The sequence below is a fragment of the Microcoleus sp. PH2017_12_PCY_D_A genome (assembly GCF_020738565.1).
Taxonomy (GTDB): Bacteria; Cyanobacteriota; Cyanobacteriia; order Cyanobacteriales; family Microcoleaceae; genus Microcoleus.
Window position 1 is genome coordinate 60945 of record NZ_JAEQCI010000014.1, and the last position, 22382, is coordinate 83326.

15 protein-coding genes are annotated in these 22382 nt (G+C 44.7%); 7 read left to right on the forward strand and 8 right to left on the reverse strand.

What is annotated here, in order from left to right:
* The first annotated feature begins 1 nt into the window (after nucleotide 1).
* A complete protein-coding gene (locus JGK39_RS02710) occupies nucleotides 2–3736 on the forward strand; it encodes a hydantoinase B/oxoprolinase family protein (protein ID WP_293260260.1) in 3735 nt (1244 codons plus the stop codon).
* 155 nt (nucleotides 3737–3891) lie between these two features.
* On the opposite strand, the gene JGK39_RS02715 is transcribed toward JGK39_RS02710, so the two are convergent.
* From JGK39_RS02715 to JGK39_RS02725, 3 genes are all read right to left on the reverse strand, one after another.
* Nucleotides 3892–4503, reverse strand: a complete 612-nt coding sequence (locus JGK39_RS02715) for a HEAT repeat domain-containing protein (RefSeq protein ID WP_293260245.1) — start codon at nucleotides 4501–4503, stop codon at nucleotides 3892–3894.
* Complete coding sequence (gene rpsH / locus JGK39_RS02720) at nucleotides 4487–5452, reverse strand: 30S ribosomal protein S8 (protein WP_293260248.1); 966 nt, start codon at nucleotides 5450–5452, stop codon at nucleotides 4487–4489. Before rpsH ends, JGK39_RS02715 begins: the two co-directional genes overlap by 17 nt.
* Before the next feature lie 137 nt (nucleotides 5453–5589).
* Nucleotides 5590–6312 carry a phage Gp37/Gp68 family protein gene (locus JGK39_RS02725; RefSeq protein ID WP_293295709.1) on the reverse strand — a complete coding sequence of 241 codons (723 nt, stop codon included), beginning with the start codon at nucleotides 6310–6312 and terminating at the stop codon, nucleotides 5590–5592.
* 222 nt (nucleotides 6313–6534) lie between these two features.
* On the opposite strand from JGK39_RS02725, the gene JGK39_RS02730 reads away from it, so the two are divergent.
* Both JGK39_RS02730 and JGK39_RS02735 read left to right on the forward strand, forming a co-directional pair.
* Nucleotides 6535–7182, forward strand: coding sequence for a sigma-70 family RNA polymerase sigma factor (locus JGK39_RS02730; protein ID WP_293295710.1), 648 nt, complete (start codon nucleotides 6535–6537; stop codon nucleotides 7180–7182).
* 152 nt (nucleotides 7183–7334) lie between these two features.
* On the forward strand, nucleotides 7335–7655 hold the full coding sequence (locus tag JGK39_RS02735) for a 2Fe-2S iron-sulfur cluster-binding protein (RefSeq protein WP_293260257.1): 321 nt from the start codon (nucleotides 7335–7337) through the stop codon (nucleotides 7653–7655).
* Nucleotides 7656–8019: 364 nt separating this feature from the next.
* Here JGK39_RS02735 and treS read toward each other — a convergent pair whose 3' ends face one another.
* Nucleotides 8020–11409, reverse strand: coding sequence for a maltose alpha-D-glucosyltransferase (gene treS, locus JGK39_RS02740; RefSeq protein ID WP_293260495.1), 3390 nt, complete (start codon nucleotides 11407–11409; stop codon nucleotides 8020–8022).
* A gap of 437 nt (nucleotides 11410–11846) precedes the next feature.
* Here treS and JGK39_RS02745 point away from each other — a divergent pair, with 437 nt between their 5' ends.
* Nucleotides 11847–12077, forward strand: coding sequence for a hypothetical protein (locus tag JGK39_RS02745; RefSeq protein WP_293260474.1), 231 nt, complete (start codon nucleotides 11847–11849; stop codon nucleotides 12075–12077).
* 61 nt (nucleotides 12078–12138) lie between these two features.
* Here JGK39_RS02745 and JGK39_RS02750 read toward each other — a convergent pair whose 3' ends face one another.
* Both JGK39_RS02750 and JGK39_RS02755 read right to left on the reverse strand, forming a co-directional pair.
* Nucleotides 12139–12432, reverse strand: a complete 294-nt coding sequence (locus JGK39_RS02750) for a DUF433 domain-containing protein (protein WP_293260477.1) — start codon at nucleotides 12430–12432, stop codon at nucleotides 12139–12141.
* Between the two features lie 369 nt (nucleotides 12433–12801).
* Entirely contained in the window at nucleotides 12802–15729 is a 2928-nt protein-coding gene (locus JGK39_RS02755; protein WP_293260480.1) for an AAA family ATPase, read from the reverse strand.
* Between the two features lie 825 nt (nucleotides 15730–16554).
* Between JGK39_RS02755 and JGK39_RS02760 the strand changes: the two genes are divergently transcribed.
* From JGK39_RS02760 to JGK39_RS02770, 3 genes are all read left to right on the forward strand, one after another.
* Nucleotides 16555–17970, forward strand: a complete 1416-nt coding sequence (locus tag JGK39_RS02760) for an MBOAT family O-acyltransferase (RefSeq protein WP_293260483.1) — start codon at nucleotides 16555–16557, stop codon at nucleotides 17968–17970.
* 169 nt (nucleotides 17971–18139) lie between these two features.
* Entirely contained in the window at nucleotides 18140–19114 is a 975-nt protein-coding gene (locus tag JGK39_RS02765; RefSeq protein ID WP_293260486.1) for a DUF459 domain-containing protein, read from the forward strand.
* Between the two features lie 423 nt (nucleotides 19115–19537).
* Nucleotides 19538–21310, forward strand: coding sequence for a hypothetical protein (locus JGK39_RS02770; protein ID WP_293260489.1), 1773 nt, complete (start codon nucleotides 19538–19540; stop codon nucleotides 21308–21310).
* A gap of 107 nt (nucleotides 21311–21417) precedes the next feature.
* Here the strand turns inward: JGK39_RS02770 and gloA are convergent, their stop codons facing one another.
* Nucleotides 21418–21846, reverse strand: a complete 429-nt coding sequence (gene gloA, locus JGK39_RS02775; protein ID WP_293260492.1) for a lactoylglutathione lyase — start codon at nucleotides 21844–21846, stop codon at nucleotides 21418–21420.
* A 257-nt stretch (nucleotides 21847–22103) separates the two neighbouring features.
* The gene (locus JGK39_RS02780) at nucleotides 22104–22370 is read right to left on the reverse strand and encodes a hypothetical protein (RefSeq protein ID WP_293248890.1); all 267 of its coding nucleotides are present in this window, start codon (nucleotides 22368–22370) and stop codon (nucleotides 22104–22106) included.
* Between the last annotated feature and the right edge of the window lie 12 nt (nucleotides 22371–22382).

The window sequence follows — 22382 nt, forward strand, 5'->3', positions numbered from 1 at the left end:
TATGAATACTGTTTTTCCCGATCGCACTTCGTGGCAATTTTGGATCGATCGCGGCGGTACTTTTACTGATATTGTCGCCCAAAAGCCCGACGGTAAGCTAGTTATTCACAAGCTGCTGTCGGAAAATCCCGATCGCTACACCGACGCAGCAGTCCAAGGAATTCGCGATATTTTGGGGATTGGGGCGGGGGAATCGATACCGGCGGCCCAGATTGCAGCGATTAAAATGGGGACGACGGTAGCGACAAATGCTTTGCTTGAACGCAAGGGCGATCGCACTATTCTGTTAATTACTAAAGGTTTTGGCGACGCGCTGAGAATTGGCTATCAAAATCGCCCGAATATTTTCGCCCGCCACATTGTGCTGCCCGAAATGCTGTACGATCGCGTTATTGAGGTTGCAGAACGTTACAGCGCCCGAGGTGAAGAGTTAATTGCTGTCAATCCTGAGTTTATCCCGTATTTGCAGCAAGCCTACGATGACGGAATTCGCAGTTGTGCGATCGTCTTTATGCACGGCTACCGCTATTCGGAACACGAAAAACAAGTTGCTCAAATAGCCAGAGAAATTGGTTTCACTCAAATTTCAGTATCTCACGAAGTCAGTCCTTTAATGAAATTAGTTTCCCGGGGAGATACTGCGGTTGTCGATGCTTATTTATCTCCGATTTTACGCCGATATGTCGAACAAGTAATTAGTCAGTTAATCGAGGCAGAGCCTCGGGATATGCGTATACAGGCAGAGCCTGTAAACGAGGTTAAATTCCCCAATGCCCAATGCCTAATGCCCCATCCCCCATCCCCCAAATTAATGTTTATGCAGTCGAACGGCGGCTTAGTTGATGCCGCCCAATTTCAAGGCAAAAACAGTATTTTATCCGGGCCTGCTGGGGGAATTGTCGGTGCAGTTCAAACGAGTAAAAAGGCGGGTTTCGATAAAATTATTACCTTTGATATGGGCGGAACTTCGACAGATGTTGCCCATTTTAACGGCGAATACGAACGCGAATTTGAGACGGAAATTGCTGGGGTGAGATTGCGATCGCCCGTGATGGCAATTCACACTGTAGCAGCCGGTGGCGGTTCGATCGTGTTTTTTGATGGGGCGCGCTACCGCGTCGGGCCGGAGTCTGCGGGCGCTAATCCAGGCCCGGCTTGCTATCGGAAAGGCGGCCCTTTGACGGTGACTGATTGCAATGTGATGTTGGGCAAAATTCAACCGGATTTTTTCCCGAAAGTGTTTGGATTGCAGGGAGATTTGCCGATCGATCCTGACGCAGTTAAGCAAAAATTTGTGCAGTTAGCGGGGGAAATTGGGGGCGAGAGGACACCGGAACAGGTGGCGGAGGGGTTTTTGGCGATCGCGGTGGAAAAGATGGCTAATGCGGTCAAAAAAATCTCGCTTCAGCGCGGTTACGATGTTTCCGAGTATACATTGTGCTGTTTCGGCGGTGCGGGCGGCCAACACGCTTGTGCGATCGCCGATAGTTTGGGCATGAAACGGGTGTTTATTCACCCTTACGCGGGGGTGCTATCCGCCTACGGTATGGGTTTGGCTGATGTGCGGGCTATGCGCGAAAGGGCGATCGAGCAATTATTAACTTTAGAATTAATCGCTGGGTTGCATCCTATTTTAGCGCAGTTGGAGGCGGAAGGAAAGAGGGAATTGAACCGCAGAGGCGCAGAATTATCCGAAATACAGCCCGATATTTTAGTTGTTAGGAAGCTGCATCTCAAATATCAGGGAAGCGATTCGGTTTTAATCGTAAATTTTGCTGGAAGTGTTGAAGAGATGCAAGCGGATTTTGAGTCAGCACACCGACAGCGTTACAGTTTTATGATGCCGGAAAAATCGCTAATTGTAGAAGCGGTTTCGGTGGAAGTTATAGAAACAATGAATGTACTGGATAATTCTACAATTTCCCCATCTTGTGGCACAGGCATCTTGCCTGTGTCCCCAATTTCCACTGTGCAAATGTATGTTGCTGGTGAGTGGCGGGAAACGCCTGTTTATCAGAGAGACGATTTGCGATCGGGCGACTGCATTACGGGCCCGGCTACGATCGTCGAAGCAACTGGAACTAATATCATAGAACCGGGTTGGGAAGGGGAAATCACCAAAAATAATGACTTAATTTTGAACCGCAGATCCGCGCCGATGAATGCAGTTAACACCCATTCATCGGCGGTTAAATCTGATCCAGTTTTGCTGGAAATTTTTAATAACTTGTTTCGGGCGATCGCCGAACAAATGGGCGTTACTTTACAAAATACAAGTTCCTCAGTCAACATCAAAGAACGCCTCGACTTTTCCTGTGCAATTTTCGACCAAAACGGGCAATTAGTTGCCAACGCGCCGCACATTCCCGTGCATCTCGGTTCCATGAGCGAAAGTGTTTCAGCTTTAATCCTAGCACAAAGTCATACTATTAAACCGGGCGATGTTTATGTTTCTAACAATCCCTACAATGGCGGCACGCATTTACCAGATATCACCGTAATTACTCCAGTATTTAATCGTGATTCCTCGCTTCCTTTATTTTATGTTGCGTCGCGGGGACACCACGCCGATATCGGCGGCATCACTCCCGGTTCCATGCCTCCCAACAGTAAAATGGTAACTGAAGAAGGCGTATTGTTTGACAATTTCCAGTTAGTGTGCGAGGGCAAATTCCGAGAACCAGAATTACTACAAATCCTCACATCCGGGGATTTTCCGGTTCGCAATGTCGCACAAAATATCGCCGATTTGCAAGCGCAAATTGCCGCCAACAATCGCGGTTTAGCAGAACTTGTCAATATGGTAGAACATTACGGCTTGGAAACAGTACAAGCTTATATGGGTTTTGTGCAAGATAATGCTGAAGAATCTGTGCGCCGAGTCATTGAGGTTTTGACTGACGGCGAGTTTACTTATCCGATGGATAGCGGCGGAGAAATTAAGGTAGCTATTACAATTAACAAGTCTGCGCGCAGTGCGAAAATCGATTTTACTGGCACTTCTCCCCAACTATTCAACAATTTTAATGCTCCGGCTGCGGTGTGTAAAGCGGCTGTGTTGTATGTTTTCCGCACTTTGGTAGATGACGATATTCCTCTGAATGCGGGCTGTTTGAAGCCTCTGGAAATCATCAATCCCGCTGGCTGTATGCTGAATCCGCGCTATCCGGCGGCTGTGGTGGCGGGAAATGTGGAAACTTCGCAGAATATTACGGATGCTTTGTATTGTGCGCTGGGTGCGATCGCATCTTCTCAGGGCACGATGAATAATTTCACATTTGGCGATCGACGCTATCAATATTATGAAACAATTTGTGGCGGTTCGGGTGCTGGTGCAAATTTCGACGGCACAGATGCAGTGCAAACTCACATGACTAATTCGCGTTTAACCGATCCAGAGGTATTGGAATGGCGGTTTCCGGTGTTGTTAGAAAGTTTTGCAATCCGGGCTAATAGCGGGGGGAATGGATATCATCGCGGCGGTAATGGAGTGGTGCGGCGAGTGCGGTTTCTGGAAGCGATGACGGCGGGAATTTTATCGGGGCGGCGGGTGGTTTCTCCCTGCGGTTTGCATGGAGGTGAAGCGGGGAAAGTTGGGCGCAATTATGTTGAAAGATTTGATGGAAATGTGGAGGAATTGGGGAGTACGGCGAGTGTGGAAATGCGATCGGGGGATGTGTTTGTCATTGAGACTCCCGGGGGCGGAGGTTATGGTTTTCCTAGCGATCGTGGTTGATAGCCTTCATCCGTTCGAGGGTGATAAGCTGTTAGTCATTTAAATTTATTGCCTCAACGCCTTACAGTATGGGGTCTGGCACACAAATAGTGCAGTTTGAATGTCGAACAGCTTAACTCCCGCGAACGGTATACAAAAAGTGCGATATCTTAATATTATTCAGCTTCTATCCAACCCTTAATTGTTTCAATAGGAACGCTGACTAGCGGATGATTGAAGATTGCTTTCAATGCTTCAATGCCACCTGCTTTTAAAGCACTTCGCAACCGCTGTTTAAGAGTGGGATTTTCCTTTATTTCATGCTGAATAGCTACAGCTACAGCGGATTCAGTGATAGTTGGATTAGTCTGAGCTATTTGATTCAACAATTGCTGAATTTCTGCTGCTGCATCAACTAAATTCTGAGGTGGATTATTGATGAAGTCACCTTCAACATTCCCCGCAGCACCTGTGACGGGGGCGTTAAAGTTCATTTGTACTTTGCGCTCTGACATAGTGTTAATGGCTTGATTTAGTACATTAAAAATTATAGCATTTCTGTAAATCTCTCCAAGGGCGGCAACAGCACTAGCCCGAACACTTGGATCGCTATCTTCCAATGCAGCTTGATATAGAGTAGCGATCGCCTCTTTGCTGTCAGCACCCATTTTAGCCAAAGCTTCAGCAGCATTAATGCGAACGAGAGAAGACGGATCGTTTTGCAAAATATGACATATCAACTCAATTGTCCTGGTTTTTGACTCGCTGAACTCATTTTGTTCGCTCACTGTAGAATTCTCCCAAGGACAATACAGCTTTAGCACGAACAGCAGGATCTTGACTTTCCAAATCTTGCAGTAAGGGAACTATCTCTTTTGGAAATTCCTGGTTGAGCCAGTCGAATTGACGATCGGTAATTTTGTTGTTGCTGCTGTTGTTCTCTTTAGAATTGAGGTGCAGGAGTAAATGTTTGTTCTTTGCGTCGGCTACTAACTCGAAGTTAGCGATTAATCCTTGACTCTTTATTATTTGTACGAGGTGGATAGTTGCCTCTGTTGCTGGAACTACGACGGTTAAATTCCCTGCTAGGTTAGCTTCCCGAATGCAGGCGATTGTCTGGGCGATCGCATCTTCATAATTTGCGCTTGTCTCGTATGTTTTGGTTCGCGGATTGAGATGTTCGTATAACGATGCAGAACCAAAATTTCCCACAGAACCAAAACTTTCCCAGGTTATTGGCTGATTTTCATATCTTGCAAATGAGATATTTCGATCGTTAATATCTATGACACAGTTCTCTGTTTCATTGTCACTCTCGATGAATTTGGATAATTCTGCAATTACTGATTTTAGCCCCTTTATATCATTTGTAGTAAAGACAGCTTTTTCACCAGAATTCATAGATACTTCCAGTCCATATTTTTTGACCCAGATTTTTGGCATTATCATTACAAATAATGCTGGCAGCATAAATAAAAATCCTAATTTTATATTTGGAGAAATCAAAGAGAGTCCCACACCACATAAAAACATTCCGAAAAACATTCCGATATGTACAAAGGGATTTATGATATCCACTCCTGTTATTTTAAATCCAGTAACGTTACAAAATTGATATACAACATCTCCAAATTTGACTATTTTCTTGGTAATATATATGGTCGTCAACTTAGAATATATCGTTCTAGAGCTAACTGGAGTATTCGCTTTGCCTCGCACTGCATTACTTATCAGCATACTTTTTACCTTCAAAGTAACTTACTAAATATTAATTAATAGTGCTAATTTCACACGATGAACTAACAAAGAAGTTGATAAATCATTAATCTGTATGTAAGCTCTCCTATTATATCACAAATCGAATCTGTTGTTATTTATGCACTAGATTGATGTTTATCCCATGCTTCCGGCATCTCATCCCAAATTTTCTCATCCAGAAGTCTCCCAGCAGCTTTAGGTGTTCTACCTCCCCATTGCTTAAAGAAAAACGCTACTTTAGCATCCTCGCACTGCTGCTTAATATTCTCAACCCATTCTGGTTGGATGGGACGGTGTTTTACCCCAGATTCTCCCCCGACAATTACCCAGTGAATGTCTTTTAAATCTAGTTCTAAATTACCTAAAAGCGGTTCGCATGATAGAAATCTGACTTGGGCGGGTACTTGTCGCAAACAGTCAATCCTGTTAACATAGTTTTGATTTTCAACAGAAACTCCCATCCAAATATTGTCATGCCAGTCTAATTGGTCAGCTATTTCTCGAAGGCCTTCGTGTCTTTTGGTCAGAATTTGATATATATGCCAGGGAGTTTCACGCATTACATCAAAAACTTCTTTGAGAAAATCTATTGGCACTTCTTCATGAAATAAATCGCTCATCGAATTTACGAAAATACGGCTGGGTTTTTTCCAGCGCTTTGGTTCTTCCAAGCGATTTCTATGGAGTGTTAAATCAAAGCCGTTAGGAAAATTAGTGTGAAACCTTTTTGTTAATGCTTCTGCATAACAATGGGTGCAGCCCGGACTGACTTTATCGCAGCCAGTTGTGGGATTCCATGTGCGATCGCACCATTCTATACCAGTATTAATGCTAGACATACAAACACTTGACCCTTGAAACAACTAATTATCTTTTTAGGTGCGCTGGATACATAGAGTTTATATGTATCAATTTAGATTAATGCAGCATCACCTACAACTCCATTATATAATTAAATTGACTTAAATATCAACACTTTTTAAGCAGTTGCATTAAATGTAGATCGTAGTGTAGAATCGGGCTGCAACAGCATTTATTCCCAAAACCTTTACAGAACAATTGTGCAAGCACCTGTTTTTTCCGAACTAAACCACCCTGTGGTCAAATCCCTGTTCCATCACAGCGATCGCGAATTATTGACTTTGTTTCAAAACCATCCCGATCAGGGCCGCTTCTTTACGGCGATTTTTTGCCGCTACGCTCAAATTGTACACTCCCTGATCCGCCATTCCGTGCGATCGCCCGTACAAGGGGATTACCTGTTCGCCCACACCTGGCAGCACATCTATCACGAGCTCCGAGGCCTCGATTTGCGCCGCGAAACCCAAGATCCCGATGGCGACAATCTCAGTCTCCAAAACTGGCTGATTAATGTCACCGCTGTCTGCATCAATCAAGCCGAATTGCCCCCAGTTGAGTCGATTCACTACTCTTTGCAATCAGCTTCGCCTCCCCTGTGGTGTTACGTCCGACAAGCCTTAGAATTGTTAGCGCCGCTGCCGCGTTTAGTCGTGTTGATGGCCCAGACTTTCCGCTGGAGCGAAACTCGAATTGCAGCTTATTTGCAAGCTGAAGGTGAAGCTATTTCGCCCGCTCAAGTTAAGGCTTTGCTGCAAAAAGGATATCAAACTTTAGAGTCAAATTTGCCGCAGGATATTCGCGCTATTTATCTGGATGAAAATCTGGATTATCAAGAAGCGCTTGTCTAGCAGCGGATAATTCAGCTAATACCAATTATTCTTCAGTCCGCGCAGGCGGACTTCGTTTGTATAGACGCGGTTTCAACCGCCGATTCTCCATTATATTTGACAAAACGCGGTTTGAAACGCACTAATACTCGGAAATAATATCAGAGGTGGAAATGGCAGTTTATCAAATTCGGCTGGTGAATGAGGAGCGATCGCTCGATCGCACGATCGCAGTACCGGACGACCAGTATATCCTAGATATGGCAGAAGATGCCGGCATCCGCTTGCCCAATGGATGCAAGCAAGGAGAGTGTTCTGCTTGCGTTGCAAAACTGCTTAGCGGTGAAATCGACCAAAGCGAACAAAAGTTTTTAAAGCCCTCAGAATTGCAAGCTGGCTATGCTGTTACCTGTGTCGCTTACCCGCTTTCTGATTGCACTTTGTTAACTCATCAAGAACAAGTTTTATATCAAGCAGCTCTCTATTTTAAGTAATGCCAGATCCGCATTATATATTGCCAGAGTCTCGCTAGCAATTCCACAAAGCTAACAAATAAGATTGGTTTGTAGTGAGGACTTTAGTCCGCATAAAAGAGAGGACTAAAGTCCTCACTACAAACTTTTGAAGATTTGTAGTGAGGACTTTAGTCCCGAACAAGAAGAACTGAAGTCCTCACTACAAACCTTTAGGGCTGAAGCCCTCACTACAAACCTTTAGGGCTGAAGCCCTCACTACAAACCTTTAGGGCTGAAGCCCTCACTACAAACCTTTGAGAAAACGAGATGATGTAAGGTGCGCACTGCGCACCCTACTCAGTAAGGTGCGCACTGCGCACCCTACTCAATACTTAAAAATCCACTACGGCTTGCGATTGACATTCAGCAATTGTAAAATCCGTTTCATCGGAATTTCCGCCCAATCCAAACGGTAATTTAGTTCGTAGGCCAGCTCAGCAACCCCTTTTTCCAAAATGTAAGCATCCAGCAAAACTTGTAGTTCCGGTATAGATTTTGGCAAGAAACTGGCATCGGCTGCTGTTACCAAATAGCTGTTAAGAAAAGTCAGGCTGACCCAGCGGTGCCAAACGTTCGCCCACTGCTGCATCTCCGGGAGATTTTCAGGGCGGATCATGCCGCTTTCTACTTCATTTCGCAGGGCCAAAGTAACAGCGTAATTGAAAGATTGCAGCATTCCCGCCACATCTCGCAGGGGCGACCTCTTCATCCGCCGCTCGCTTAACGGTCGATTCCGTTCTCCTCCGAAATCAATAATTACGAAGTCTTTACCTGTATAAAGAACTTGTCCGAAATGAAAGTCCCCGTGACAGCGAATTCGATCTGCCGTGATTCTCAAGTTCAAAATAGACTTGAAACGTTCCATGAGCAACTCTTCGCGGTTGAGGAGATTTTGTGCCAGTTTTTGCGCTTCTGGCGGCAGTTTGGACAGCCGCTTTTTCAGCAGCAGCAAAGTTCTTCGTGCCATATTTCTCATGTGTTGATAGATGGAACGCTGGTAAAATGAGGTGAAGTTTTCTGGAGCAAAAGCCGCATTTTCTGTGTCTGAAGCTAAAGCAAGGTGAAGTTCCGCTGTCCGCTGACCTAAAAGTTCGGCTGATGCTAAGTAAGAGCCGATGAGTTCGCGAGCTAAGGCCGGAATTTCTAGGGATAAATCCGCTACTAGCGAGTTTGACTGTCGCATTTGTCCGGTCAAAGCGCTGGGTAAATAGTTTTCTGGATCTGTAGATAAATTATCGCCTAAATGCTTGGCTTCTACTGTCATTACTTGCTCGAAATAGTCGCGCAGCGTGTCTAATGTATAAGACCAAGCATCCCTGCTGTCGGGGATTAGTTTTTGCAGTATTCCGACTGTAATTACTTGTTTTTCGGCTGTGTGATATTCCAAGGCTCCGGCTATTGGAGCGTAGTGTTGGATCGGGTTGCGATCGGTTAAAAAGCGTCCGATTTCTAATTCGGGGTTGATTCCTTCCTCGACTTTTCGCAATATTTTTAGGACGTAGCGATCGCCGTAACCTGCGGATGTATTGCTTTGTTCTTTTTTGAACAGGTGAGGTTCGAGCTGCGATAAATCTTGGTCTGAGCTGAATATATTATCGGCAATTCCTACCAGTTGACCGGCTGTACCTTTGTAACTGCGAGAATTGGCGATCGCCCTCAAGAGCGCGGTCAGCAAGCCTTTGTCCCCAGCGGCATCAAATAGCACCCCGGCTTCGTTGCTTTCGGGGAAGTGCAGGCGCGCGATCGCGCGATCGTCCGCATCGCCTTTGAGTTCTTCCCAACCTACAGGCAAAACGTAAGTTTCCGGCATCCCTTCAGTATAATTCAACAGCAAAAACAGAATGTAAACTGTAGATTCCTCCCCCGCACTATTGTGACATTCAACAGGCACAATTTCACTAATCTCCAACGATTGAATCGTCCTATCTGCACCGATGAACCAGCGACTGCTGCGTAAGTAGTTTGGCAAAAGAGAGAGTAGCATCTCGCTTAATTGACTTGTTGCAAAAGCGGTTTTCCAATTGCCGATGACCGCCAAACTCGGCAAGTCTGTCTTAAAACCGTGCAGCGAAAATTCCTCGGGTTTAGCAGTAAGAGTAAACCAGTAAAACGTGTGAGGACTCAAGCTCAAAAAGTAAGGATCTTCGCCAACAGCCGGAAACTCAGCGCGCCCGAAAATCTCCACCGGAACAGCATTTTTAAACGGAGAAAGGTCTAATTCTGCCGTCTGCACGAAGCGCGACAAATTAGCGACTACGAGGATGTGTTCGTCTTGATAAGTGCGTACAAAAGCTAAAACTTTGCGGTTTTCAGGGTACAGAAACTCGCAAGTGCCGCGGCCGAATGCTTGGAATCGCTGGCGCACAGCAATCAAGCGTTTCATCCACCACCAAAGAGAACTCGGATTCGCCCGCTGCGCTTCCACGTTCACAGATTCGTAGTGATATTCAGGGTCAACGATTGGCGGCGCGTACAGCCGCTGCGGGTTAGCGCGGCTGAAACCGGCATTGCGATCGCTGCTCCACTGCATCGGAGTTCTCACCCCGTTGCGATCGCCCAAATAGATATTATCACCCATCCCAATTTCATCGCCGTAATAAAGCACCGGCGTACCAGGAAGAGACAGCAGCAAAGCATTCATCAACTCAATGCGGCGGCGGTTATTTCCCATCAGCGGAGCCAAGCGGCGGCGGATACCCAAATTAATTCTTGCCTGAGTATCTTGAGCGTAAACCCGATACATATAATCTCGGTCTTCATCGCTCACCATTTCCAGCGTCAATTCATCGTGATTCCGCAAAAATAATGCCCACTGACAGTTATTGGGAATGTGCGGAGTTTGCTGGAGAATATCGCTAATAGGAAAGCTATCTTCCATATGCAAAGCCATAAATAAACGCGGCATCAGCGGGAAATGAAAGTTCATGTGACATTCATCTCCACCCGCGTAATATTCAACCGCATCCTCGGGCCACTGATTCGCCTCAGCAAGCAGCATCCGGTTCGGGAATTTCTCATCTACGTGTTTTCGCAAATGCTTGAGGAATACGTGAGTTTCTGGCAAGTTTTCGCAGTTAGTACCTTCGCGCTCGTACAGATAAGGCACGGCATCCATCCGCAGTCCATCTACTCCCAGTTCCAACCAAAAATCTACCACATCTAAGATGGCTTGGCGGACGGCGGGATTGTCGTAATTTAAATCTGGTTGGTGAGCATAAAAACGGTGCCAGTAATAAGCTTTTGCTACCGGATCCCACGCCCAATTAGAAGTCTCAAAATCTTGAAAAATAATTCGAGCATCTTGATATTTTTCCGGAGTGTCGCTCCAGACATAAAAATCTCTTTCATTGCTGCCTTTCGGGGCGCGCCGCGCTCGCTGAAACCATGCGTGCTGGTCGGAAGTGTGATTAACAATTAACTCAATAATAACTCTAATTCCGCGCTGGTGCGCTGCTTCCAAAAGCTCTTTAAAGTCCTCTAACGTGCCGTAAATCGGGTTGACAGTGGTATAGTGAGATGTATCGTAGCCGTCGTCTCGGAGCGGCGATGGAAAAAATGGCAGTACCCAAATTGCTGTTACTCCCAAGTTTTGCAGGTAATCCAGTTTTTCTGTGAGTCCCCGAAAGTCGCCGATGCCGTCTGCATTGCTGTCTGCAAAAGCGCGAATTGGTACTTCGTAAATGATGGCGTCTTTGAACCACAATGGATCGTTATTTAACATTGAGTTGGGCATATTTTTTAGGGTGATTGGTAATTTTGATTTGGTAATTGGGATTTGGTAATTGGGATTTGTTAGTTCAAATCCAAACTGATAAATCATAACGCATAATTTTGCCGCGATTCGTCATGCCAGCGGCAGAGTTTTAATCGTAATTTACGATCGCACAACTTATAATTTCTTAATTAAAGAATTTAAACAATCTATTTTGTTATTGCGGATACAGTTCACAATTGGGATACTGGTGCTGGCTAAGCACACCCTATATACCAGTGCTTGCTAAGCACCCCCTATATACCGGTGCTGGCTAAGCACACCCTAAATTTCCCTCAAAGGTGCGGTATCCCGTACCTGCTGGACGGTTCGCACGACATTATACTAACTTGACGCTCTTCGCAAATTTTTGTTACATTTATTTACATAAAGCAACAAAACTTAAGGAAAAAGCAAAAATGACTATTGTAATCGCTCTTTTGGTCGTCGGCTGGGTCGCAGCATCATTAATTGGTACTCAAGCATATTTCTTGGGCGAACAGTCAAAGCCCATCCACGATCGCAATTGGAATGATAAATCTTTTGAACAACTGGCAAAATCGGTGACTGGAACAGAAATTGATTACAGCGTTCGCGTTCCCGCCTACAGCATGGATGCTTACACCAGCCGCACGATGGGCAATTCGTAATATTAAGTAGCACGCTTGACTATTTTCAAGAACAGGCTTTCTGGCCTGTTCCACAAGCAGATTAATTATTTGTGGAACAGGCCAGAAAGCCTGTTCCTAATTTTTGAATAACAGGCTTTCTGGCCTGTTCAACTTTGATAGGAATTTCTACTTCTTCAACTCGCCACGCTGCATAGGCAAGCGCTTCATATATATCTGCTTCTTCCAGGTAGGGATAGGCTTGCAAAATGCCTGACGGTGAGTGTCCCGATGCCATCAGTCCGACTATAGTACCCACAGTGACTCGCAAGCCGCGAATGCAGGGTTTCCCACCCATTACTTCTGGATTCAGAGTGATTCTAGTTAGTTGTTTCATGATTTTAAACTACCAGGCTTTCTGGGACAAAAGAAGATTAATTATTTGTGGAACAGGCCAGAAAGTTATTGGTGTCAACTTAAGCCAGAAAACTTTTGTATCTTTCGTTTATAGCCTAGGCCCGATCCCCCTAAATCCCCCTTAAGAAGGGGGACTTTGAGAAGAGTTTTGTCCTTCTTCGCAAATAGATTTGCTAGTTGGAAAGATCCCTTAAAAAGGGGAGTAGGGGTTGACGAAAGAGAAGACTCTTATCCCCCCCTTGTTAAGGGGGGTTAGGGGGGATCCGGCCTTAAATCACCCAACAGCAGTCTCTGAATACCTTTGATGTTAAGTTGACACCAATGGCCAGAAAGCCTGTTCCTAACGCAACTACAAACTGTTACCTACTAACGCGGGGAGAGAGTCTTTTTTGCGAAACTGCAAAGTGTTATTTACGCAGTCGATCGCAATTGTATCGCCTTCGGTAAACGCATTTTCCAGAATCTTGTTAGCCAGCGGGTTTTCCAACTCCCGCTGGATAGCGCGTTTCAGCGGACGAGCGCCGTAAACCGGGTCGTAACCAACATCTGTAATGTGGTTTTTCGCCGCATCTGACAGTTCCAAAGTAATTTTTTGCTCCGCCAACAGCCGCTCGATCCGCTTCACTTGAATGCTGACAATTTGCCGCAGTTCGATCTTGCTCAACGTGTGGAACAAAATGATCTCGTCCACGCGATTGAGAAATTCTGGCCGAAAGTGCGATCGCAAAGCTGTCATCACCCGTTTCAACATTTGCTCGTACTCTTGGTCTGTCTCCCGTTCTTGAGTCGGTAAATCTTCACTTTCACTGTTGTCTTTTTCACTCTTGTCTAGTGTATCGACTCGCTGGGCTGACACCTCGACAGTACCATCCTCAGCAACTTTATAATCTGTCTTGGGAATTGACACCTCCTTCGGTTCCTGCTTTCGACTTGCGGGTTTTTTGGCAGTTTTTCCCTTCTTAGTAAACACGTCTAAAATGTGGTCGCTACCGATATTGCTAGTCATTACAATTACGGTATTTCTAAAGTCAACCACTCGACCTTGAGAATCGGTAATTCTGCCGTCATCCAACACTTGCAGCAAAATGTTAAATACATCCGGGTGCGCTTTTTCCACTTCGTCAAACAGCACTACCGAATAAGGATGTCTCCGCACTGCTTCGGAAAGTTGTCCGCCTTCGTCGTAACCGACGTATCCCGGGGGAGCTCCGACTAGCCGGGAGACGTTTTGCTTCTCCATATATTCCGACATATCGATGCGGATAATCGCATCATCGCTATCAAACAAAAACTCCGCCAACGCCCGCGCTAACTCGGTTTTACCGACGCCTGTGGGGCCCATGAACAAGAAAGAGCCGATCGGTCTACCGGGATCTTTCATCCCCGCCCGCGCCCGCCGAATCGCCGCAGCAACCGCCGTTACAGCCTCCTCTTGACCGATGACTTTCTTGTGCAAATGGCTTTCCAATTGCAGCAATTTTTGGCGTTCCGATTCTAACAACCGATTGACTGGAATGCCAGTCCATTTAGCCACAATTTCCGCAATATCGCCCTCAGTAACTTTTTCCCGCAGCAGCGAAGAACCTTGAGCTTGCTGTTTCAAAAGCTCGGCTTCCTTCGCTTCGCGATCGCGCACCGCAGTCTCCAATTTACCGTACTTCAACTGTGCCGCTTTATTCAAATCGTAAGCTCTTTCTGCCTGTTCTATTTGCACTCGCAGTTGGTCTTCTTCTGCTTTCAATTTATTGATCGCATCCAACAACTGCTTTTCGCCCAACCACTGCGAAGATAATTTTTCTTGCTTGGCTTTTAAAATCTCAATCTCAGATTTAATGCGTTCGATGCGGGGGGTGATGGTGGCCGTTGGAGAACCTTTTCCCTCGCCTTCGATCGACAATTTTTCCATTTCCAACTGCATCACCCGGCGGTCGATCCCTTCCAATTCCACGGGTTTGGAGGTAATCTCCATTTTCAAATGGGCGGCCGCTTCGTCTACAAGGTCGATCGCCTTATCCGGCAAAAAGCGATCGGAAATATAGCGAAAAGACAGAGTTGCAGCCGCAACCAGCGCCGAATCAGTAATTTTTACCCCGTGGTGGCGTTCGTAACGGTCTTTCAAGCCGCGCAAAATTGAAACAGTATCTTCCACAGTCGGTTCCCCGACAAATACTTGTTGAAAGCGGCGTTCCAGTGCCGGATCTTTTTCAATATTTTTGCGAAATTCATCGAGAGTTGTAGCGCCGATACAGCGCAATTCGCCCCGGGCTAACATCGGTTTCAACAAATTTCCCGCATCCATTCCCGAACCGGAACTTCCGCCGCCGCCAGTGCCAACAACGGTGTGCAATTCGTCAATAAATAGGACAATTTGCCCGTCGGAATCGATAACTTCTCGCAGGACAGAACGCAACCGTTCTTCAAATTCGCCCCGGAATTTTGCCCCAGCAATTAAACTGCCCATGTCGAGGCTGAATAGCTGGCGGTTTTTCAATGATTCGGGTACGTCGCCGTTGACAATTCGCTGGGCCAAACCTTCGGCGATCGCAGTTTTTCCGACTCCGGGATCGCCAATTAACACTGGATTGTTTTTTTGGCGGCGGGAAAGAACTTGCACGACGCGGCGAATTTCTTCGTCGCGGCCGATTACTGGGTCGAGTTTGCCTGCTTTGGCGGCTTCTGTCAAATCGCGCCCGTATTTGCTGAGGGCGTCGGAGTTGGCGTCGGAATTTTGGTTTTGACTTTGACTTTGGCTTTGGCTTTGGCTTTGGCTTTGATCTTTGACTTTGGTAGTAGCGCGAATTGATTTGATTGCTTCATCGAGTTTCGGGCGATCGATCGTACCGGGGGCCGGTTTGCGATCGTATCCGGGGCGGCCCGGCGGCCCGTCGCCCCTAGTCAGCAATCGCCTACCAACTCGTTCATCTTCTAGCAAGCCTATTAATAAATGTTCAACGGCGATAAAATTATCTTGCCAAGTCTGTCTGGCAGACTCAGCAGCATCTAACATCACTTCTAAGCCGCGGCCGAGGTATAGTTGGTCAGCGTTGGCAACTCTGGGCTGTCGTTTGGCAAAAGCTTCTAACTGTTGGGCGAAGCGGGGGACATCTACTCCAGCCTTGCTGAGAATGCTGTTGCCCAAGCCTTGCTGTTCTAGAATGGCGATCGCTAAATGTTCAACCTCTAGCTGCTGATTGGCAAAGCGGCGGGCTACATCCTGGGATTTGACAATGGCTTCCCAGGCTTGATCTGTAAATTTGCTAGGGTCTGTTGGCTGCACGTTGGTTCCTCGCAATCAAGGGGATTCCTGTTGTTATCCGTTAATACATGGTCTCACAACCATCATAATCTTGAAACACGATTGTGAATCTATGAGTGCGGTTAACGAGCGCGGAAGTTATCACATAGTTAGCCTCTTGCAATATCTGCAAGCCCCCAATCCCCAGCGATTTTTTGTGCGCCATGACCGGATCGGGCGATCGAACTTATGAAAATATACAGGTTCTCCATTACCTACAATACTGCACGGACACAGCACTACCGTCTCATATTATGTCTTCGTTCGATCGTTCGGAATGCGAGTCCGCAGAAATTGATGCGGACTAAAGTCCTCACTACAAACCTCTTTATTGCTCTACTAAAGATTTTACTTTATTGAGATCTATGTTATTTCCAATTTGCCAATTTCTAGTATTTTTCCTAATTGTTTTTAGTGCCATCCTCTCCTTAAAGCCCAAAGTCAATTTATATAAAATTGTCTTACTAATTCCCAGGTTATTTATTGGTTCGTAGTGAGGACTTTAGTCCGCATCCATCAAAGGACTAAATTCCTCCCTACAAACCTCTTTATTGCTCTACTAAAAATCTTACTTTATTGACATCTATGCTATTTTCCACTTACCAAGTTATAGTATTTTTCCTAATTCTTTTTAGCGCCATCCTCTGTTTAAAGCCCAAAGTCGATTTGTATAAAATTGTCTTGCTAATTTCCAGGTTATGTCTTGGTTCGTAGTGAGGACTTTAGTCCGCATCAATTTCTGCGGACTAAAGTCCTCACTACAAACCTCTTTATTGCTCTACTAAAAATTTTACTTTATTGAGACCTATGTTATTTCCAACTTACCAATTTCTAGTATTTTTCCTAATTCTTTTTAGTGCCATCCTCTCTTTGAAGCCCAAAGTCAATTTATATAAAATTGTCTTGCTAATTTCCAGTTTATTATTTTATTCCTTTTGGAGCTTAGACTTTCTCTGCCTCCTCATTTTAAGTACAGCCTACAATTATATCATTCTCCGAGCAGTCGTTCACGGCAAACAGCCAAAGATTGCCTTCATCTTCGGCATAATTGTCAACATTGCCAATCTCGGCTTTTTCAAATATTGCAACTTCTTTGTAACTTCGTTATTTGAGATATTAAACCAGCTTAAAATTCCCGCGAATTTTCAAACATTACAAATAATCGCCCCCGTCGGCATATCATTCTACACATTTAGAATAATTTCCCATTTAATCGACTGCTACCAGCACAAAATTCCCTGTCCTAAATTTATAGACTACGCCACCTACATAACCTACTTTCCCCAAATTGCCTCCGGGCCAATCTCGCGCCCTGGCGAATTTTACTCGCAGCTAAATTCACCCAAAAAATACGACTATCAAATCGAAGAAGTTATCGTTTTAATTTTGTCGGGACTCTTCAAAAAATATACTTTATCCAGCTTTTTGTTTAACTTCACTCAACTACCATTCAAAGTTCCGCAGCAATACAGCAGCATCGATTTAATTCTGGCGGCAATTTCCTATTCTTGTTTGATTTATGTAGATTTTAGCGGCTACTCGGATTTGGCTAACGGCATCTCTTGCTTGTTGGGTTTCAAACCCATTGCCAATTTCAATATGCCATACCGATCGCTCAGCTTGCAAGAATTTTGGAAAAGGTGGCACATCAGTCTTTCCGAGTGGTTGAGGGATTACCTTTACTTTCCGTTAGGTGGTAATAAATACGGCAAATTGCGGAAGTACGTAAATTTACTGATAACAATGGCGATCGGCGGATTTTGGCACGGCGCAGGATTAAACTTTATTGTCTGGGGAGCAATTCACGGTTTAGGACTGATTGTCAACCATCTATGTAAAGATATTCCCCAAGCTATCCACCTCAAATTAGACTATGCCTTTCCCAGATTTACTAAATTTTGCAGTTGGTTGTTAACCTTTACCTTTGTTACCTGTAGCTGGGTATTTTTCGGCACACCCAACTGGGAAACTGCCATGAGGTTTTTTCAGGGAATCTTTCGTTTTTCGTTTGCAACTTTTCAATTCAACTTTTGGCAATTGTATCTAGTAATTGCCGTCATTGGCGCGATCAACCTGTGGGGCGAGATCGTTTCCAAGGTATTGCAAACAGTATTGTCATTAAACAACCTATTCTTTCGGGTTGTTTTAGTTTCCATACTCGTGTATGCTATCTTAATGTTAGGCCCGAGTACCGTCCCACCTTTTATTTACTTTAACTTCTAATAAACAAGTAAATCCACCTAATTAAACGTAAAATACGGAGATCTAAAAAGATTGCTGTCTATGTCTTCTTCCCTTCTTCCTCCTTCAGAATTCGGGCTTCCATCGGACTGAAATAAATCCGTTACATCCGTTACATCCCGTACATTGCTCGTTGCCGAACTTCCTTCTTATGAGAGACCGAGAAATTTTGTTGATAGTTACCTCTGTAATTCTCACCTTAATATTTTCCAACTTATCCTTATTTCTGAAAAGCTTTTCTTCAACTCCCTTCGCCAGTAACGAAATCAAACAAGCAGCGCGCCAGATCGAAATAGACGGCTTCAGGAAATCCGAACAAGATTTTTGGAGCAATATCAAAGATATTAACTTCGATAGCATTTCCAAGAAACCCGAAAAAATTCCGGTCAAAACCGCAACAAAACCTGCTGTTGCAGCCCCAAAGCCTGCTAAAAAACCAACTACAGCTAAACCCAAACTAACCGTACCTTATCGCAAATTTTTATTTATTGGCGATTCAGTAATGTTCGACTTAGGAACTCAAATTCAGTACACTCTCAAGGAAAAATACAATATCGCAAATACAAAACTTGACTACAAAGTATCGAGCGGCTTAAATCGGATAGATTATTATGACTGGTATGCCAGAACCAGCGAACTTATCCAGGATTATCGGCCGGATGTAGTCATAATTTTGTTCGGAGGCAACGACCCTCAAGATATCATTGATTCTCAAGGAAAATACCGGGCCATCCTGACCCCAGAATGGCAAAAAGCTTATCAAGAAAGAGTAGATAAATATGCCAAATTACTTGGTTCATCCTCCGTTAGAAAAGTGTATTGGGTAGGTCAATCCATATCTAACAAATCTTCGTATCTCAAAGCTTTTCCCATCATGAACGAGATTTATAAAAATGCGACCAAATCTTCACCGAAAATAGAATTTATTTCGACTTGGGAAAGTTTTGCAGAAGCCGGAAAATTTGTTCCGGTAGTTGCTGATAAATCGGGGAAGCGAGGCTATGTAAAAATTAATGACGGCGTGCATTTTACCTCCCACGGAGCTCAAATTATCAGCGACTTAATTGTTGACGAAATGGCGAAGGACAAAATCTTAAAAATCCCGAAAAAGAAACCAGCATCCTAGGTTGATTCGAGCAAATAAAAATAGCCTCCAAATTAGACATTTTATCGGATTTGTGTAAATTTATATACTTAGTCGCCGACAGATATTTGCCTCGCTCAACCCGGTTGCTACGGAAAATACCGGGTTTAGCAACCATACCGTTCAGTTAACACTGTCGAGCCTTCGGAGTTCCTCGCATCGCCCTGATTGTTGGGGGACTTGAAGAACTATCTTATTCTCCTTAATCAGGCCTAGGGGGTATCAGCCTTTACTGAACTCGATCGCATGAAGCAACCAGAAATATACTCGTGAAATTTGGTTCCCAGCTTATTATGCGTCAACTGCGTTCGAGACTAATATTGACAAAAAGCAGCAGTAGATGTAGAGTTGCATTCAGCATCGGACAACGACGTTAAGATCTAGCAATTGTCATGGCGACAAATTATGACAAGCAATCTCTGGAAAATCGATCGCACTAGCATCCCTGAGTCAATGGAGTGCAGCGACACAGCGCTCATCTTCAGTCTCACCAAATATACTCAACCTTGGGAAAGAATAAACACCGTTGAAGGCATCTTCCAACAATGCGGAATCGGTCCTTTTGCTGAAGTTTTGGACGTGCCCAAAAGCGGAAGATTAGGGGAAGATATACCGGAGTCCGCTAGAAAACCGCATCCAAATTTGCTGTTTCGGGCTTTGGCAATTCAAGCAGTTGGCAAGGTGCGAGAGGGTATTATATCAAGTGAGGAACCTGTATCAAGTGATTTTAGCGAAAATCGGCTGGCGGTGTTGGAACAGGAAGCGTATGAGGGAGCGACTCCTTTAATTCGGTGGTGTGCTGCTGTTAGCATTCAGTCAATTTTGTTGGATGAATGGCAAGCACAAGGCAAGGAATCTGCTGGCCATGTCACAATTAATGCAGCAGAAATTGAGCAGCGGGTTGTAGAAGAGCAAATTAAACTGTTAGCCAGCAATAAATTTGCTTTGAGCGACAACAGCAGAATGGACAGCGGTAAGGAATACGAGAATTGTCTCGATTTTTGGGTCTACGGCCCTAGCTGGCTGCTGCTGGGTGTGTTAATGGATTGCGAGGAATATCTGTTTTGGATCGATCGCGTATTTCCTGCGATCGCAGTTACGGATGATGGGTACAAATTTCATGCCGAAAAGGATGCAGCCATCACCAACTTTTTGGATGTGGCGAAAAATAATTTTAAGGAGTGGGAATTCTCCCAAATAGTTGCCAAAGTTTTTGAGTTTCTGCACCACCCGGAGGCGGCGATCAAAAATCGAGCGGCAATTATGTTAGAACCTTACCAAGATCGGCTAGACCGAAAATCGGCGCAAATTATGACAGCGCTCCTATATAAATTTCATGTAGAACATCAGTCTTTAGAATCTCTGACCATTCCCGAAATTGAGGAGTGCAAAGCGTCACTATATCTAGGTAAAAAGGAAATTGACGGCGTGTATTCTGATGCTGTGTCGCTGTGCGGCGATGATGTCGCAATGGCAAATTTCTTGTCAGATAAACAGAGGGAATACCAAAATACTGTAGACGAACATATTAACAATTTGAGCAAGTTAGTTAAGTCGATTCTAGATTGTCAGAGCTTGTTAGATGCAAATAGGGAACTTTTGTATTTGACAGTAGAGCGGCTGCAAGAATGGGATCAGACCCTTGGTAATAAACTGGCTGAACACCGCAGGAAACTCCAAAACGTGAGTGTTGACAAAAGCACGTCCGAGCAGTGCATAAACCTCGACAACGATTTGAATTTAATCAGAGATTCTTTGCAGTCTACTTTGTATGAAGTCACATCAAAAATTAACAGCAAAATTAGAGATTTAGAACTTTCGGCGTCCAAAAATAACAAGACTGCAACACAGATGTTTAAGTGGACGTGGCTATTGTTAGGAGTGTGGTTTTCAACAGGGCTGCTTTTGTATTTATCCGATGCAGTGATTAACTCGATATTGACCGTCAACTACTACCAAAGTGAATTTCTAGTCTATTGGACTATGTTTTTTATTGTGATGGTGATATTTTTGTTAGTATTATCTATATTCTTTGCGACGCTAGCTTCGTTAGACAAGCGCCGAGAATCTCAATTGATTCCTAAATTTGATAGTTTAAGCCAAATAGGCAACAGTTTTTCTATTTTGTGGCAAAAGAGTTACTTGCAGCAATTTGTACCGTCGGTGCGATCGAATTAAAAGTGTTGAAAATCCTTTCGCATCCCCTTTGTAGGGTGCGTCAGAACCGGAGTTTTAACGTAAGTCAAAAAGTTTGTTGCTGACGCACCCTACCACGACTACCACGACTAAGATGCTGCTTCCGCAGTTAGTTTCTGACTGCTGCTACCTTGATTTTTGAATTGGATTAATTCAACTTTATATCCATCAGGATCTTGTACAAAAGCGATGACAGTTGAACCGTGCTTCATCGGGCCCGGTTCGCGAGTAACTTTGCCGCCGCGGGCTTTAATTTCTTCACAAGTACCGTAAATGTCGTCAACGCCGATCGCAATATGACCGTAAGCATCACCCAAATTGTACTCTGCGACGCCCCAATTGTACGTTAATTCCAAAACTGTAGTGTCGGATTCGTCGCCGTAGCCCACAAAAGCCAGAGTAAATTTACCATCTGGATAGTCCTTTTGCCGCAGCAATCTCATCCCCAGAACCTCGGTGTAAAATTTGAGGGACTCTTCCAGGTTTCCGACTCGGAGCATCGTGTGTAGTAGTTGCATTTAGCTCACTCCAAATTTTTTAAGCTCGATCAATTTTAGCGAGATTTCGCTGAAAAAAAACGCCCCGGGAAAATTTACTTGATTTTAGCTCGATACGCGATTGTTAAAACTGTTTGTGCCCCGGAGATCCCCCTCGCATCCCCCTGGTTGTAGGGGGACGAAAGACAATTCTCTTGTCCCCCGGAGATCCCCCTCGCATCCTCCTGGTTGTAGGGGGACGAAAGACAATTCTCTTGTCCCCCCCTTGTTAAGGGGGGCTAGGGGGGATCTCCGGGCTTAACTGAACCGTATTGAGGCTTAGCTTGAGTTTTACTGAACAAAAACCACCATAATTCTAAACCAATTAAGCTCAATCCGCCTGCTGTTATGCCAATTTTTAAACTTAGCGGCTGTTCAATCTGCCGAAATTGAGCTGTTGAATTTGCCGGATGGGTTGATATTTGATTTGCTCGAACTCCCGACGCAATTCCGAGGATAATTCCTAAACCTGCGAGACTTCCTAAAACTTGACGCTGGCTAAACATTTTTCAAATTCC